Source organism: Bacteroides sp. PHL 2737, assembly GCF_004115325.2.
GTDB lineage: Bacteria > Bacteroidota > Bacteroidia > Bacteroidales > Bacteroidaceae > Bacteroides > Bacteroides hominis.
On the sequence record NZ_CP040630.1, the window covers coordinates 5,342,453 to 5,358,226 of the forward strand.

Below are 15,774 nucleotides of genomic sequence, written 5' to 3' on the forward strand. Positions count from 1 at the left end.
ACTTCCGTCTAAAAGAAGAACCTCAGTATATCATTGAAATTTGCCCAAATCAAGAGACCGAACAACAGGATCATACCCGTCATCTGTGCATATTCCATAAATTTATCACTCGGCTTGCGGCGGGCAATGATTTCATAGAACAAGAACAGTACGTGTCCACCATCCAGTGCAGGGATAGGCAAGATGTTCATAAACGCAAGGATGATAGACAGGAAAGCGGTCATGTACCAGAACAGATGCCAGTTCCAGGTTGCAGGGAAAATACTGCCGATGGTTCCGAAACCACCCAACTGTTTGGCACCCTCCTTGGAGAAGAGATATTTCATATTACCCACATAACCTTTCAACGTCTTCACCCCCAACGCCGCACCGGCAGGGAATGATTCGAAAAAGCCATACTCCTTCTTTATAACAGGAAGAAGCTGATCTGTATACTTATTGATCACTACTCCCATCTTAAAAGCAGAGTCAGTGACCACAGTCAACATATCCGTCTTTCCGTCGCGTACATAAGTCAACGTGATCTGGTGCGGATCGATGCTATCTTTCTGTAATGCTGCTGCATTCTTTCTTCGGTCAGCCATAGCCATCAGGAAGTCCGAATAAGAAATCGACTTTCCATCGAGGGCAATGATACTGTCTCCCTGTTGGATACCGGCCATTGCCGCAGGTGAATTGACCATCACACTGTCTACTACATAAGGATAGCGGAATTCGGCAAAACGAACACTGTCTGCCAGCAAACGCTGCATCATATCTTCCGGGATGTATACAGAGGCCTTTTTACCTTCACGCAACACCGTTACCTCACGTGCATCGGCAATCTGACTGAGCATGTCGGGATCATAACGTACAAAGTCCACTCCATCGGCAGACAACAAAATGTCTCCGTCCTGGAATCCCACCGCTTTGGCCGTTTCATTAAAATCCATACCCAACGGTGCCTGCTGCACGGGAACGTACTGATCTCCCCATTTAAACAGAATCATCGAGTAGATGAACAAGGCCAGGAGGAAGTTGAACAACACGCCGCCTACCATAATCAACAGGCGCTGCCATGCAGGTTTGGAGCGGAACTCCCATGGTTGTTCGGGTTGTTTCATCTGCTCCGTATCCATTGACTCGTCAATCATACCGGCAATCTTGACATAACCTCCCAAAGGCAGCCAACCGACAGCATATTCTGTCTCACTTTTTTTAGGTTTAAATTTGAATAGTGTGAACCAAGGGTCAAAGAATAAGCAAAATTTTTCTACCCGTACTTTAAACAGGCGGGCAAAGAGAAAGTGCCCCCCTTCATGAATGATGACGAGCAAAGATAAGCTCATAATCAATTGCAGGGCACGGATTAAAAATGTTTCCATCAGATTATTTACAATTTATTTATTTACAAATTAATTCACGGGCAATCCGGCGTGCTTCCGCATCGGTTGCCACATAGTCATCATAGGTAGGAGTCTGTACAAAAGATACCTGTCCCATGGTCTGTTCTATCACATCACTCATGCCGAGAAAGCTGATTTCATCACGAAGGAAAGCAGCCACTACCACTTCATTAGCCGCATTGACAATGCAGGGCATATTCCCTCCCCTATACATCGATTCGTAAGCCAAGGCCAGATTACGGAACCGCTTGGTATCGGGTTGCTCAAAAGTAAGGTTCGTACATTTCGAAAAGTCAAGCCGGTCAAAAGACGAGTTGACACGATCCGGATAAGAGAAAGCGTACTGGATAGGCAGACGCATATCCGGCATACCCAACTGGGCCTTTACAGCTCCATCCTCGAATTGTACCATCGAATGGATAACAGACTGCGGATGTACTACCACCTCTATCTGACTGGGATGTACTCCAAACAGCCATTTAGCTTCAATCACTTCAAAGCCTTTGTTCATCATCGAAGCAGAATCAATGGTGATCTTGGCTCCCATTTCCCAATTCGGATGCTTCAATGCCTGCACCTTCGTCACGGTTTTCAGCTGATCCATGGTACATGTACGGAAAGGACCACCGGAAGCAGTCAGAATTACTTTCTCGATCGGATTGCCCACCTCTCCGGCCAAACACTGAAACACGGCTGAATGTTCAGAATCGACAGGAAGAATCGGTGTACGGTATTGCTGTGCCAACTGATTAATCAGCTCTCCGGCAACAACCAGCGTCTCCTTGTTGGCAAGCGCAATCGCTTTTCCGGCACGAATGGCATTCATGGTCGGCTTCAGCCCTGCATAGCCTACCATAGCTGTCAGTACGACGTCAATAGGACCGGACTCTACAATCTGGCATAAAGCGGCAGTACCGGCGTAAACTTTAACAGGCAGATCGCTGAGGGCCTCTTTCAGTTGTACATATTTCTCTTCGTTAGCTATAACCACAGCCTCAGGCAGGAACTTACGTGCCTGAGCTATCAGGAGATCTACCTTATTATAGGCAGTCAGTGCATAAACTTCATACAGTTCGGGATGCTCCTCGATAACCTGTAAGGCCTGTGTACCGATAGAGCCCGTAGAACCTAAGATAGCTATTTGTTTTTTCTTTATCTCGTTCATTATTAGAATACAATGTATTTTTCAGGATTAACCGGCCGTCCTCTGTGCCAAAGTTCAAAATGGAGATGCGGACCGGTAGTGAGCGTTCCGCTATTCCCGACCAGAGCAATTGCTTCACCGCCTTTCACAGTATCTCCCTCACGCTTCAGCAACGAACCGCAATGTTTATAGACTGATACAAAATCCTGGTTATGCTGTACCTCGATCAGGTAACCGGTTTCGGCCGTATAAGTACTCAATATGACTGTACCGTCAAGGGTAGCCAGAACACTTTCATTGGGATTAGCGGCAATATCGGTTCCAAAATGTTTCTTCTCAGCATTAAAATGATCGGATATCATACCACGGGTCGGACGATAGAAAATCAATCCGTTCACATCGGGCTGAGAGGTAATAGAGGTCAGATTATATTTTTCGGTCTCTTCATATTGGCGACGGAAAGCTTCTTCGCGTTCGGAACGGGCTATCAACGAATCTTCACGCATAGTGGTCAGTGAATCCATTGACTGTACGGTATCCACCCGCACTGTTCCGCTGAAAATATCTTGTATATTCATGATATACATATTCTGACGGTCCACCAGCTGTTGCAAAGAATCCACCCGCAAGGCATTCTCTACAACCTGCGCACGAATATCACTGTTCATATATCCCGGCAAATAGTTGCGTAAAGGGGTGAAAGTGATAATGGCAGCAGCAAACAGGAAAAGCAGGGTCAGAACCGAAAGTAACACGGAAAGCCCGTTCAACTTGGATACATGAAGTCCCACCACCTCTTCGAGCGTATTCTCGTTGATGATAGTGAGTTTGTACTTGAACTTAATATTGTTCCAAAAAGCTTTACTGCGTTTCTTTTTCGGCATTATTATAGGATATAGCGTACAAATGTAAGCATTTCGCTTTACTTGCCGCCTGTTTCTTTATGCTATTTAACTTTCTTCATCATCGCACTCGTCCAAAGACAGCAGGCCCTCGGGCAAATCGACTGTAATGATTTTGTGTTTCTGGTCAATACCGGCTATAAATTCTTCCTGTGCTGGAATCAGCAGTTCATCTCCATCCCGGTCCACCACAAACAAAGTGTTAACGGTAGATGTATCTACGTCTGTCACCTCACCTAAAGCACCGTGGTGAACATCTTCCACCCGAAAACCCACAAAAAAGCTCCATGACAGCTCTCCCGGTTCGGCCTCTTCTACATGCTCCACCGGGAAATAGACTTCCACATTGGTAAACATCCGGGCACGTTCGGCCGTATCCACCCCTTCAAGTTTTACCAAAGCGGTAGAGTCGGACCGAAAGCGGTACTCTTCTATAAAAAAGGGAACAAAGATATCATCCAGCCGGCAAATCAGGTAATCGCAGTCCACCCGGTCAAAAATATCATCCGTAAAGGTAAACGACAATTCTCCGTGGATACCATGCGGTTTATTGAATAATCCGATCTTATATACGTCTTCTCTTCTTATCATATGCGTGTGATTCTGGCTCCGATGGCATTCAGACGCCCTTCAATGTTTTGATATCCCCGGTCGATCTGCTCAATATTATGGATCCGGCTAATGCCTTCGGCACTCATCGCAGCGATAAGCAAGGCGATACCGGCACGTATATCGGGAGATGTCATATTGCCACCCCGCAAAGTAAATCCATGATTATGACCGATAACGACTGCACGGTGCGGATCGCAAAGAATGATCTGGGCCCCCATATCAATTAACTTATCCACAAAGAAGAGGCGGCTTTCGAACATCTTCTGATGAATCAGCACACTCCCTTTCGCCTGGGTAGCCACTACCAGCATGACACTCAACAAGTCCGGAGTCAGCCCCGGCCAGGGAGCATCGGCAATGGTCATAATAGATCCGTCGATAAAAGATTCGATTTGATAACAGTCCTGAGCCGGTACATAAATATCATCTCCTCTCTGTTCGAGCTTAATGCCCAACCGACGGAAACTTTCAGGAATAATGCCTAAATTCTCGTAAGAGACATTCTTAATGGTTATTTCGCTACGGGTCATTGCAGCCATACCGATGAAACTGCCTACTTCAATCATATCCGGCAATACGGTATGATCCGTTCCATGGAGTTCGTCCACCCCTTCAATCGTCAGCAGGTTCGAAGCTATGCCGCTGATTTTTGCTCCCATCCGGTTCAACATTTTACAAAGCTGCTGCAAATAAGGTTCACAAGCGGCATTATAAATCGTAGTCATCCCTTTGGCAAGCACGGCAGCCATCACTATATTGGCTGTTCCGGTAACAGAGGCTTCATCGAGCAGCATATAAGTACCTTTCAGCTCTTGTGCCGAAATCTCGTATACCCCACGTTCTTCATTATAAGCAAAGTCAGCTCCCAGGTTCTGGATCCCCACAAAGTGCGTATCCAATCGCCGACGACCGATTTTATCTCCGCCCGGTTTGGATATCATTGCTTTGCCAAAACGGGCAACCATCGGTCCGATCAACATCACCGATCCCCGCAGGCTGGAACATTTCTTCAGGAATTCATCACTCTCCAGATAAGCGAGATCTACATTTTCAGCTTTAAAGCTATATGAATCGACACCTGTCTTCGCCACCGTTACTCCCATATCCCGCATCAATTGAATCAGGTTATTGACGTCCAGAATATCCGGGATGTTATTTACTGTCACTTCTTCGGCGGTAAGCAACGTAGCGCAGATAATCTGCAACACTTCGTTTTTGGCACCTTGCGGATGAATGTCCCCACTGAGCCTGTGTCCTCCTTCGATTACAAATGAAGCCATGTTTTAGGTGATTAGTGGTTAATGATTAATGATAATAATCTCCTTGCTTAGAATTTTCTTCTCTGATTATTATTTCTCTGGTTATTGTTGTTATTCGTACGCGGACGATAATTCTGGGCAATACGTTCAGACATCAAACGCAAAATCTCGTCATCCATCTGCAATTTACCTCCTGAGAATTCAGCCAGATCTTCAGCGATCTTCCGGTCGTCCACCGTATCTTTGTTCCAAGCCATATAATCTTTCTTCATGTGATTGCAGATAAGGGCTACCAGATTCTTCTTTTCGTCCCCTTCCGGAAACTCACATGCCTTTTTAATCAACACTTCCAGTGTACGGCCATAGTGGCGATAACGGATCTTAGTGCTCGGATAAGGAATCGAATCGGGTTTAGTCACCAGATTGTCCTTGCGGATAATCTCGTAAGGATAGTCTATATCCAGCTTAAAGTCTGACATAATGGCCAGATGATCCCACAGCTTATGTTTGAAATCGGGTACATCTCTCAAATGAGGAAACATGTTACCCATGATATTGATAACGGTATTGGCACAACGCTGGCGTTCGGAACGGTCTTGTATAGTCAATGCAAAATCGACCATATTCTGGATACTGCGCCCATATTCGGGCAGCGGCATTCTTTTCTGTTGAGTATTATACTGCATGTAGTTAAATTTTAATTTGAAAATAGAAAATCCAAAGGGTTGAAAAGTATCAAAGTAACTTCTTGGGTTGGGAAGCCACAAACTCTTTCAGATAGAAGGGCTCAAAATAAGCCACATCTTTATAATCATTAATAGCAATCGCTTTTTCGGCAAGTGGAAACATCATCTTTGCCAATGGATGGATGTCGTCAATAAAATGCGCGTTGGGATGCGTAATCTTTTCACGGCACTTTGCTGCCCCGTTCCCAAAGAAATAAACCGGGTGCTTCTCTAAAAACTCAAGATAAGAATTTTCGTCTACAATGTCGGCTGAAATCTCACGCCTCACATTCAGCGCACGGTCGTATATAGCCGCATATACCTCCATTCTCCGGGCATCGATCATCGGACAAATCAGTGCGTCTTCGGGCAATTCGTGATAAAGCAATACCGGTACACTCAGTACCTCCAGTGTAGGAATACCGATTAACGGGACATTACGCCCGTAACAAATGCCCTTTGCCATTGAAACACCGATACGTAATCCGGTATACGATCCGGGACCGCAACTGACGGCAACCGCATCCAACGGAATAGCATGACTATCGATGAAAGACAATGCTTCATCTACAAATACTCCCAACGAAACGGCATGTGAAGGCCCCTTAAGGTCCTCTTTCACAAAAATATTCTGCCCGTCTTCACTCACAGCTACCGAACAAACGGCGGTAGAGGTTTCAATATGTAGGATACACGACATAATAATCAGATTATTAAATTGACGCAAATTTACATGATTATTTTCAGATTACCGCACCGAGATATAAATAAAGCGCATTTCCATTCAAAATCATTGCATTAAATTAAGTTTTTGCGTACTTTAGCAGACTATTTTATACAAGCAAAAGATAAATATAACAAGTTTTAAAATTAGAGATGAAACAGGCATGCTACTATATAATGCTGTTATTATTTGTAGAGTTGGCAGGTATCCCGACGACCGTACAAGCTACAGAATCAAGCGAAACGAAGCATTTTGCCGTTTTGTCAAATGACAGCCCGGCAGAAAAGTACAGTGACTACGGTACATCTGCAAAGGGGAAGTTCCTTCCCGACAGTTGTTACCTGTCACTCACTCAAGCACAAAAAGAAAAAGCACTCGCACGGCATGACTCACTAATCCGCAGCATAGAAGCAGGAAAAGCTCCGGAAAACATCAACATCGTCGAAATTTACCAGAACAGAGGGCATCTGTTGCGTTGTCTTCACCGATATAAAGAGGCTTGCGCAGCCTACGACCGATCAATGATCGTTTCCGACTCACTAATTAAGAAAGAGTATGGTGCACAGGTCGACTCCCTCCGCCAGAAACATGATGTAAATACATTATTACTTGAAAAAATAAATTTGCAGTCAGAAAAGCGTCAGGTAGCTTTCATCTTTGCCCTATGCATCTTGTTCATAGCTATCTGCATCAGCTTATATTACTACCAGACACTGGCCAAGACTCAAAGACTTCAGAAAGAGGTATTGCAACAGAGCATCAAAGCACAGGAGAGCGAAGAGGTGAAAGCATCTTTTATCAAATCCATCTGTCACGAAATACGTACACCACTCAATTCTATCAACGGCTTCTCCGAAATATTAAGCGATGACTTCTCTACTCCCGAAGAACAAAAGGATTACCAGCTTATTATTCAGGAAAACACCCGTCTGCTCACCTCACTGCTCCATAGCCTGGTAGAAGTGGCCAATCTGGATAGCCTGACAGCAAGTCTCACACTGAAACCTATAGAAATAAACCACTATTGCCGTCTCGAAATGCAATATCTGGAAGAAACGGAAGGAAAACCGGAAATAGATTATCAACTCAATTTACCGGAGAACGATTATAAAGTCTATGCCCACCCGCAATATCTCAGCTTATTGCTCCGGGCTTTGCTGAACAACGCCAATAAGTTTACGACTCAGGGGTTCATCAATCTCAGTTGCCGGAAAGACAGCAGACGGAAGATGCTGATGGTCAGTGTTACAGATACGGGATGTGGAGTACCGACGGACAAGCACGAATATGTTTTCCGGCGCTTCACCAAACTGGATACTTTCAGGCAAGGAAGCGGATTGGGACTTTACCTTTGTAAACTGATCATCAGGCACATGCAAGGAGATATCTACATTGACAAGACGTATACGAAAGGATCCCGCTTTATATTTACCCTACCGATGGAGAACGCTAAGAAATGAAAAAGAAATACTACATCTGGATTATATTGCTATTCATTGTAACAATATCCCAAGCCGCCCCTTCGATCAAGGACAGTTTACAAAACATACTGCAAAAAACGAAAGAGCCTACTCAACGTGCCGAATTACTAATCAATATATTAGACCTGTCCGATTCCTCACCCGATGAATTGGAAATCGCCCGGAAACTTTATTCCGAAGGGAAGAAAGCGGACGATAAAATGGCCATCGGCGCATCTCTCAGCACACTCACCATTCACTATATGCAGGATCCGGAAAAGAAAGATTCACTTACCCTTCTGCTGAACGAAGCAGAAAAGTTGCTGGAAAACTCAGATGAAGAGGGACTTGCCACCTATTACAAAATGACTTATAAAGCCCGGCTCCTGCAACTTGCTCCCCGGGAAGAAAGGGTAAAAGTCTGCAACCGGATACAGCAGGAACTGAACGACCGGAAAGAGTCGGAAACGCCTTATGAAAAGGCCGAACGTCTATTCCTCACCGGAGTGATCCATTATCTGTTAATGGCTATGACCGAAAATATAGATTATAAAAATGCCCTCCCCTATTGGGAAGAAGGATGGAATTTGGCAGAGGGTTTTCCACCTACTGCCCGCAAAAACTTTACAGGCAATCTATATATCATGCTAAGCGTGAGTTACCGCAGTCTGAAAGACAGCAAACGCCTGATGGAAGTATCTAACCAGTACTTGCAAAGACTGGATGAATATTTCAGTCGGGAAGATGTAATCCACCGGCGCCCTTACTTCTACAAAAACAGTTTATATGTGCTGTGCTACCAGCAACTGATGCTAAACCATCAATTGATAGGGCGACAGAAAGCACATGAATATTATTTGCGTTATTGTAACTACGTCCGTCACGGAAAAGGAGATGCCCTGTTACGCAATAAACTTTTTTTCTACGATTTAAGTCAAAGTTATTTCAGTAGTCTGGGCGAATATCCACAAGCACTCGCCTTTTGTGATTCACTGATCCAGATGGTAGAAACCGGTAAGGCTATCAATACGGCCTCGGTGACTCACTATAAGACCAAAGCCAAATTACTCCGGGAAATGGGACGTGCCGAAGAATCCTGTCAGGTTTACGACCGGGCTATGTTTCTGGCCGATTCACTGACCCGTAAAGAACAACTCGGCGAACTTGGAGAAATACAGGTAAAAAATGAAGTCGCACAACTGGAACTGGAAAAAGCGGACATTATTACCCGAATCAGGAACATTGCTTTTTACAGTACCATCCTACTGACTTTCGTTGTCATCGGCTTTACTGTTTATCTTTCAATCAACCTGAAACGTACCCGCAAACTACAAAAAGAGTTGCTACGCCAGACCCAAAAGGCTCAGGAAAGCGAACGAATGCAATCGAACTTCATCCGGTCGATGTATAACGATGTGCACATTCCTCTCAATCACATCAACAAACAGACTCAACTGATAGTAGGCACTTCACTTTCGCCCACCCAAAAGGCAGAATGTTCGGAACAGATAAAAGAGAGCTGCCAGCAATTGACTTCGCTATTGGATGAAATGCTCGAAAAGGCCTACCACGAAAGTTCGGCAGAAGCAAAAGATGCTCCGCCGGACCACGGCTCTTTCATTTAACAACCGCCTTCCTCCCTTGTCCCCCCCACAAAACCCTCCATTCGCACACAACGATGCGGAAGCAGCGCTTCGTTGTTTCTTTTTTAAGAAAGAATCCGGCCGGCTATTACCGGAGAAGTGTAGTAGATTAACCATTGTCATACAACTCTTTATCCCAGCCCGCATACCTGGGCTGATAAGCCCACATACCCGGGCTGATGAGCCCGCATACCCAGGCCGATGAGCCCACATGCCCGGACTGAGATAAAGATCCGACCATTTGCACTAAAGAGAGTAAGGGAAATGAAATGCTTTTAGAGAGATTAACGGATAAGAAATTGGACATATCCATTTGTTTTCCAAACCGTTACTGCTGAAACACCCCCTAAAACAGCGGGTGGAAGATGGAAGATAGGGGTGGAAGATAAATGGCATAAAAACCGCATCTTTCACCAATATACACATCTCACAATCAACGATATGCACTCTAAAAGGTGGAAGATGGAAGATCGAAACGTGTTTTTTGTATGGGAGGAAGACGGTTGTTAAATGAAAGAGCCGTGCCGCCCGATTAAACAAAATGTCTTTTTTATCCATTTACAGCGGTTATCTTAAAATTATCCCGTATTTTTGCACAAAACTTTTGGTAATATGATACAATCCATGACGGGATATGGCAAAGCAACTGCCGAACTTCCCGATAAGAAGATTAATGTAGAGATAAAATCGCTCAATAGTAAAGCGATGGATTTGTCGGCACGAATCGCACCGGCATACCGTGAAAAAGAGATGGAACTCCGCAATGAAATTGCACGTGTGCTGGAACGTGGAAAAGTTGACTTCAGCCTCTGGGTGGAAAAGAAAGAGTGCGCAGAAGCCGCCACTCCCATCAACCAGGTATTGGTAGAAGGATATTATAACCAAATCAAAGCTATCTCCGAAAACCTCCACATTGCAGTACCCACTGACTGGTTTCAGACTCTGCTCCGCATGCCGGACGTGATGACACGTACCGAAACACAGGAGTTAAGTGAGGAAGAATGGGGAATAGTATATGCAACCGTCAAGGAAGCTGTTTCACATTTAGTAGATTTCCGTAAGCAGGAGGGTGCCGCCCTTGAAAAGAAGTTCCGTGAAAAGATTGAAAACATTCATCGTTTACTTGAATCGGTAACACCTTATGAAAAAGAACGGGTGGATAAAGTTAAAGAACGAATCACAGATGCGCTGGAAAAAACACTGAGCGTAGATTATGATAAAAACCGTCTTGAACAGGAACTGATTTACTACATCGAGAAACTCGACATCAATGAAGAGAAACAACGCTTGAGCAACCACCTGAAATATTTCATCAGTACCCTTGAAAACGGTAGCGGACAAGGTAAAAAGCTGGGATTCATCGCTCAGGAAATGGGACGTGAAATCAATACGCTCGGCAGCAAATCGAATCATGCTGAAATGCAAAAGATTGTGGTACAGATGAAAGATGAGCTGGAACAGATCAAAGAACAAGTGCTGAATGTGATGTAACAACGACAGATTATGAATTTAACAGAAAAAATAACTACCCCACCTCAAAAGGGTGAAGCCAAAGTCATCATCTTTTCTGCTCCTTCCGGATCGGGCAAGTCGACAATTATAAACTATTTGTTGGGCCAGCAGCTGAATCTTGCATTCTCCATTTCAGCTACCAGCCGTCCGCCACGAGGAAATGAAAAGCATGGAGTAGAATATTTTTTCCTCACTCCCGACGAATTCCGCCAACGCATTGCAAACAATGAATTTCTGGAATACGAGGAAGTTTATACCGATCGATTTTACGGAACTTTAAAAGAACAGGTAGAGAAACAGCTTGCTGCCGGCCAGAACGTAGTGTTCGATGTAGATGTGGTGGGCGGTTGTAACATAAAAAAATTCTATGGTGACCGTGCACTTTCACTTTTTATCCAGCCCCCTTGTATCGAGGAGTTACGTCGCCGCCTGATCGGGCGTGGCACAGATGCTCCCGAGGTCATTGAGAGTAGAATAGCCAAAGCCGAATATGAACTAAGTTTCGCTCCGAAATTTGACAAAGTAATCATCAATGATGACCTGGCAACAGCCAAGGCACAGGCATTAAAAGTGATTAAAGAGTTTTTGGGTATCGATGCGGAATAAGATCTGTGTTCTCTTATTTGTGATTATAGCATATGGAAAAAACTAAAACCGGAATCTTCAGCGGCTCTTTCAACCCGATACACATCGGGCACTTGGCACTTGCCAACTATCTGTGCGAGTTTGAAGGGCTGGATGAAGTTTGGTTTATGGTCACTCCGCACAACCCCTTCAAAAAGCAAGCAGATTTATGGTCTGACGAGCTGCGCCTGCAACTGGTACAGCTTGCTATTGAAGGATATCCACGATTCCGTGCATCCGATTTTGAATTTCATTTACCTCGTCCCTCCTATACAGTCCACACACTCAACCGTCTGAAAGAAGTATATCCCGAAAGGGAATTCCAACTGATTATAGGCTCTGACAACTGGAAAGTATTTGACCAATGGTTCGAATCGGAACGTATTGTCTCAGAAAATAAAATACTCGTTTATCCTCGTCCCGGTTTTCCGGTAGATGCCTCACAACTACCCCCGAACGTACACTTAGCGCATTCTCCGATATTCGAAATCAGTTCCACCTTTATCCGTCAAGCTCTGGCTGCCGGAAAAGATGTGCGCTATTTCCTTCACCCGGCTGTGTACACGAAAATCAAAGCTATTCATTCCGCAAACGATGTAATGTAATCATCACAATTTCGGCCGGTGCTCCAATACGGATATTCTTGTTTGAAGTACCGATCCCGTTGGTTACAATCATCGGAATTTTAGCTGAATTATATTTCAATCCTGTCAGGAACCGACTGCCATAATGCGAAGGAATGATGGGAGCATAGCCAAAAATACGTACCTGCCCTCCATGCGTGTGTCCGGCCAGCACCAGATCAGAATTAGCGACAGACACATCTTCGGCATAATCAGGAGTGTGTACCAACAGAATCACAAAATCGGCCGGAGAGAGGGACAGAGTAGGAGAAACACCGTTATTGGCAAGATCAAACGGGTTACGTACACCGGCCAGAATAATCTGCTCACCATTGCGCCTCAACGTGTCAAGCTGATGTTCAAGAGGGCGCATGCCATAACGCTTCATTTCACGGATAATCTCATCATGACAACGTTCATAGTCGTTATTTCCCATCACACCATAAGTACCCAACGGTGTTTTCACTTTAGCCAATGCCGCAAAAAGTTCGGGTACAAACTGACACCCTTCCTGGTAATCACCTCCCATCAACAATACATCGGCATGCTGTGCGTTAAGCAAACGTACCAGACTCTCCAGCCCTTTCTCCTTGAAAAGGCTTTTATAATGCAAGTCCGAAATAAAGGCGATACGGAAACCATCAAAGGCTTCGGGAACATCACGATGGGTGAACTCGTATCTTTTCACCCGGCCGATCCCCGGATAAACAGAAGATACACTGACAGCAGAACTGGTGATATTTGTTCCCCGGGCTACAACAGGCGGAATCGAACGCGTTATCCCGGAAGAGGCAACCTGCCCCTTTTCTGCTGCTTTCCGTCTGGCAGAAAGTCTTTTGAGTCCGGAAGTATCAGGAGCAAACAACCGGGCCACTACATCGGAGCTGTCCGGACGAATGGAATCGGTATTCAATACCGGACAGGCAATCGGAGAAACCAGGTTTTTCTTTGATTTACAGGACGAAAGCAGCAATAAAAGTGCCGCCAATAAGTATATTGTTTTCTTCATATTCTCTAATATCAGGAGCGCAAAGATAGGCAAAAAAGCAAAAATATACATTTTTTTGCCCTATCTTTGTTCTCTTGAAACGAATTATATAGAAAAAGAGAATGGAAGAAGTAAGACGGAACTCGTTACAGGCATGGATACTTGCTGCCCGTCCCAAAACATTGGCAGGTGCCATTACCCCGGTAATGATTGGTTGTGCATTGGCTTATGCCGACGGAAAATTCAGTTGGATACCGGCATTAATCTGTTGTTTGTTTGCCGGCTTAATGCAGATTGCCGCCAATTTTATCAACGACTTATTTGACTTTCTGAAAGGTACCGACCGGGAAGACCGCCTCGGTCCGGAACGTGCTTGTGCACAAGGCTGGATTTCGGCGAACGCCATGAAGAAGGGCATATTCATAACAGTAGCCCTCGCCTGCCTGATTGGTTGTAGCCTCCTATTATATGGCGGCTGGGAATTGATCCTTGTAGGTGCGCTATGTGTATTATTTGCTTTCCTGTATACCACAGGTCCTTACCCGTTATCCTACAAAGGATGGGGAGACGTATTAGTCATTGTGTTTTTTGGTTTTGTCCCGGTAGGAGGTACTTATTATGTACAGGCCCTCAACTGGACACCGGACGTTACGGTTGCTTCATTGGTGTGCGGACTGATTGTAGATACATTACTGGTAGTTAATAATTACCGGGACCGGGATGCCGACCGGAAAAGCGGGAAAAAGACGGTTGTAGTTCGTTTCGGTGAACCTTTCGGAAGATATTTCTATCTGTTGCTCGGCATCATAGCCGCTTGGCTCTGTTTCTGGTTTTTATTCAGCGGACATTTATATGCGACTCTCCTGCCTCAGTTTTACCTGTTTTTTCATATCCGGACCTGGAGAAAGATGGTACAGATACACAGCGGTAAAAAGCTAAACAGCATATTGGGCGAAACTTCGCGAAATATGCTGTTTATGGGGATCCTACTATCAATAGGACTGATTATAAACGGTTAACGTTTGCTATACATCCGTTCGTAATATTTCTGATAATCACCGCTGGTAACTTCTTCTACCCATTCCTGATTATTCAGGTACCATTCAATTGTTTTCACAATGCCCACCTCGAATTTCGTTTCGGGATACCATCCCAAGGCATTGGTGATTTTCGTCGGATCGATAGCATAGCGCTGGTCATGACCCAGACGGTCCTTTACAAACGTAATCAAGTCTTCATTGATCCAGTCAACCGAGATTTCACCATCGGCATTCTTTTCTTTCTTCTTCAATACTTCACGATATTCGGGATGTTCCGACATCAGGCGGTGAATCGTCGCAATGGTCAACTTCACTATCTCAAGATTTGTTTTTTCGTTATGTCCACCCACATTGTACACTTCACCTTCCAGTCCTTCACGAACTACCAAATCGATAGCCTTGCAATGATCTTCTACGTACAGCCAGTCGCGCACATTGCTGCCATCACCGTACACCGGAAGTTTCTTGCCCTCAAGAATATTCTTGATAATAAGCGGAATCAATTTCTCCGGGAAATGATAAGGACCGTAATTATTTGAACAGCGGGTGATGGTCACCGGCATCTTATACGTATCATGATAAGCCATAACCACCATATCGGCACTGGTCTTCGATGCACTGTAAGGGCTATGCGGACAGAGTGGAGTTGTTTCATGGAAATACCCCTCAGCCCCCAGCGAACCGTAAACTTCGTCGGTGGATACCTGATGATAGCGTACTCCTTTACGCCAGGTAGGATACCCGTATTCATCCTTACCGGTCACCCATGCACGACGTGCCGCATCCAACAGGTTTTGTGTTCCCAAAATATTGGTCATCAGGAACAGTTGAGGATTCTCAATGCTACGGTCTACATGACTTTCGGCAGCAAAGTTAACTACATAGTCAAATTTATACTCACCAAAAAGACGGTCAGCCAGTTCACGATCACAAATATCACCTTTTACAAAAAAGCAACGTTCGTTATCAATGTCGTTTGCAATTGTTCCGAGATTTCCGGCATAAGTCAGTGCATCGAGCACTACCACTTTGATATCGCTGTGTTTAGCCAGAATATACTTCAGATAATTGGCACCGATAAATCCGGCAGCACCGGTTACAAGATAAGTTTTCATATTCTTTATGATTGATTT

15 protein-coding genes are annotated in these 15,774 nt (G+C 44.8%); 6 read left to right on the forward strand and 9 right to left on the reverse strand.

The window, feature by feature from the left end:
• Positions 1-8: 8 nt before the first annotated feature.
• The 7 genes from rseP to tsaB all read right to left on the reverse strand — a co-directional run bounded on the left by rseP (position 9) and on the right by tsaB (position 6,727).
• On the reverse strand, positions 9-1,364 hold the full coding sequence (gene rseP, locus DBK98_RS22230; protein ID WP_032535442.1) for an RIP metalloprotease RseP: 1,356 nt from the start codon (positions 1,362-1,364) through the stop codon (positions 9-11).
• Positions 1,365-1,383: 19 nt separating this feature from the next.
• A complete protein-coding gene (locus DBK98_RS22235; RefSeq protein ID WP_032535443.1) occupies positions 1,384-2,550 on the reverse strand; it encodes a 1-deoxy-D-xylulose-5-phosphate reductoisomerase in 1,167 nt (388 codons plus the stop codon).
• A 2-nt stretch (positions 2,551-2,552) separates the two neighbouring features.
• Complete coding sequence (locus DBK98_RS22240; RefSeq protein ID WP_005821606.1) at positions 2,553-3,413, reverse strand: M23 family metallopeptidase; 861 nt, start codon at positions 3,411-3,413, stop codon at positions 2,553-2,555.
• A gap of 66 nt (positions 3,414-3,479) precedes the next feature.
• Positions 3,480-4,022 (reverse strand): ribosome maturation factor RimM, encoded by a 543-nt coding sequence (gene rimM / locus DBK98_RS22245; RefSeq protein WP_005808241.1) that lies wholly within the window; start codon positions 4,020-4,022, stop codon positions 3,480-3,482.
• The gene (gene murA, locus DBK98_RS22250; RefSeq protein ID WP_005808243.1) at positions 4,019-5,323 is read right to left on the reverse strand and encodes a UDP-N-acetylglucosamine 1-carboxyvinyltransferase; all 1,305 of its coding nucleotides are present in this window, start codon (positions 5,321-5,323) and stop codon (positions 4,019-4,021) included. The genes rimM and murA overlap by 4 nt, the downstream gene beginning before the upstream one ends.
• A 47-nt stretch (positions 5,324-5,370) precedes the next feature.
• Positions 5,371-5,988 carry a DUF4290 domain-containing protein gene (locus DBK98_RS22255; protein WP_005781202.1) on the reverse strand — a complete coding sequence of 206 codons (618 nt, stop codon included), beginning with the start codon at positions 5,986-5,988 and terminating at the stop codon, positions 5,371-5,373.
• A 49-nt stretch (positions 5,989-6,037) separates the two neighbouring features.
• Positions 6,038-6,727, reverse strand: coding sequence for a tRNA (adenosine(37)-N6)-threonylcarbamoyltransferase complex dimerization subunit type 1 TsaB (tsaB, locus tag DBK98_RS22260; RefSeq protein WP_005808245.1), 690 nt, complete (start codon positions 6,725-6,727; stop codon positions 6,038-6,040).
• 176 nt (positions 6,728-6,903) lie between these two features.
• Here tsaB and DBK98_RS22265 point away from each other — a divergent pair, with 176 nt between their 5' ends.
• From DBK98_RS22265 to nadD, 5 genes are all read left to right on the forward strand, one after another.
• The gene (locus DBK98_RS22265; RefSeq protein WP_032531952.1) at positions 6,904-8,211 is read left to right on the forward strand and encodes a sensor histidine kinase KdpD; all 1,308 of its coding nucleotides are present in this window, start codon (positions 6,904-6,906) and stop codon (positions 8,209-8,211) included.
• Complete coding sequence (locus DBK98_RS22270; RefSeq protein ID WP_032535444.1) at positions 8,208-9,836, forward strand: hypothetical protein; 1,629 nt, start codon at positions 8,208-8,210, stop codon at positions 9,834-9,836. The genes DBK98_RS22265 and DBK98_RS22270 overlap by 4 nt, the downstream gene beginning before the upstream one ends.
• A 630-nt stretch (positions 9,837-10,466) precedes the next feature.
• The gene (locus DBK98_RS22275) at positions 10,467-11,345 is read left to right on the forward strand and encodes a YicC/YloC family endoribonuclease (protein WP_005781209.1); all 879 of its coding nucleotides are present in this window, start codon (positions 10,467-10,469) and stop codon (positions 11,343-11,345) included.
• A 12-nt stretch (positions 11,346-11,357) separates the two neighbouring features.
• Complete coding sequence (gmk, locus tag DBK98_RS22280) at positions 11,358-11,972, forward strand: guanylate kinase (RefSeq protein WP_050503154.1); 615 nt, start codon at positions 11,358-11,360, stop codon at positions 11,970-11,972.
• Between the two features lie 32 nt (positions 11,973-12,004).
• Positions 12,005-12,595, forward strand: coding sequence for a nicotinate (nicotinamide) nucleotide adenylyltransferase (nadD, locus tag DBK98_RS22285; protein WP_005808251.1), 591 nt, complete (start codon positions 12,005-12,007; stop codon positions 12,593-12,595).
• On the opposite strand, the gene DBK98_RS22290 is transcribed toward nadD, so the two are convergent.
• Positions 12,567-13,622, reverse strand: coding sequence for a metallophosphoesterase (locus DBK98_RS22290; protein WP_032535449.1), 1,056 nt, complete (start codon positions 13,620-13,622; stop codon positions 12,567-12,569). The two genes, nadD and DBK98_RS22290, sit on opposite strands and share 29 nt — an antisense overlap.
• Positions 13,623-13,723: 101 nt before the next feature.
• On the opposite strand from DBK98_RS22290, the gene DBK98_RS22295 reads away from it, so the two are divergent.
• Entirely contained in the window at positions 13,724-14,620 is an 897-nt protein-coding gene (locus DBK98_RS22295; protein ID WP_005808253.1) for a 1,4-dihydroxy-2-naphthoate polyprenyltransferase, read from the forward strand.
• Here the strand turns inward: DBK98_RS22295 and rfbB are convergent.
• A complete protein-coding gene (gene rfbB / locus DBK98_RS22300) occupies positions 14,617-15,756 on the reverse strand; it encodes a dTDP-glucose 4,6-dehydratase (protein ID WP_005821615.1) in 1,140 nt (379 codons plus the stop codon). The genes DBK98_RS22295 and rfbB overlap by 4 nt on opposite strands.
• Positions 15,757-15,774: the final 18 nt, after the last annotated feature.

Bases quoted from the DNA above. Each gene is read 5' to 3' on its own strand.
- DBK98_RS22295 (WP_005808253.1), top strand. From the start codon at position 13,724: ATGGAAGAAGTAAGACGGAACTCGTTACAGGCATGGATACTTGCTGCC.
- DBK98_RS22255 (WP_005781202.1), bottom strand. From the start codon at position 5,988: ATGCAGTATAATACTCAACAGAAAAGAATGCCGCTGCCCGAATATGGG.
- rimM (WP_005808241.1), bottom strand. From the start codon at position 4,022: ATGATAAGAAGAGAAGACGTATATAAGATCGGATTATTCAATAAACCG.
- tsaB (WP_005808245.1), bottom strand. From the start codon at position 6,727: ATGTCGTGTATCCTACATATTGAAACCTCTACCGCCGTTTGTTCGGTA.
- murA (WP_005808243.1), bottom strand. From the start codon at position 5,323: ATGGCTTCATTTGTAATCGAAGGAGGACACAGGCTCAGTGGGGACATT.
- gmk (WP_050503154.1), top strand. From the start codon at position 11,358: ATGAATTTAACAGAAAAAATAACTACCCCACCTCAAAAGGGTGAAGCC.
- DBK98_RS22270 (WP_032535444.1), top strand. From the start codon at position 8,208: ATGAAAAAGAAATACTACATCTGGATTATATTGCTATTCATTGTAACA.
- rseP (WP_032535442.1), bottom strand. From the start codon at position 1,364: ATGGAAACATTTTTAATCCGTGCCCTGCAATTGATTATGAGCTTATCT.
- DBK98_RS22265 (WP_032531952.1), top strand. From the start codon at position 6,904: ATGAAACAGGCATGCTACTATATAATGCTGTTATTATTTGTAGAGTTG.
- DBK98_RS22275 (WP_005781209.1), top strand. From the start codon at position 10,467: ATGATACAATCCATGACGGGATATGGCAAAGCAACTGCCGAACTTCCC.
- DBK98_RS22290 (WP_032535449.1), bottom strand. From the start codon at position 13,622: ATGAAGAAAACAATATACTTATTGGCGGCACTTTTATTGCTGCTTTCG.
- DBK98_RS22235 (WP_032535443.1), bottom strand. From the start codon at position 2,550: ATGAACGAGATAAAGAAAAAACAAATAGCTATCTTAGGTTCTACGGGC.
- DBK98_RS22240 (WP_005821606.1), bottom strand. From the start codon at position 3,413: ATGCCGAAAAAGAAACGCAGTAAAGCTTTTTGGAACAATATTAAGTTC.
- nadD (WP_005808251.1), top strand. From the start codon at position 12,005: ATGGAAAAAACTAAAACCGGAATCTTCAGCGGCTCTTTCAACCCGATA.
- rfbB (WP_005821615.1), bottom strand. From the start codon at position 15,756: ATGAAAACTTATCTTGTAACCGGTGCTGCCGGATTTATCGGTGCCAAT.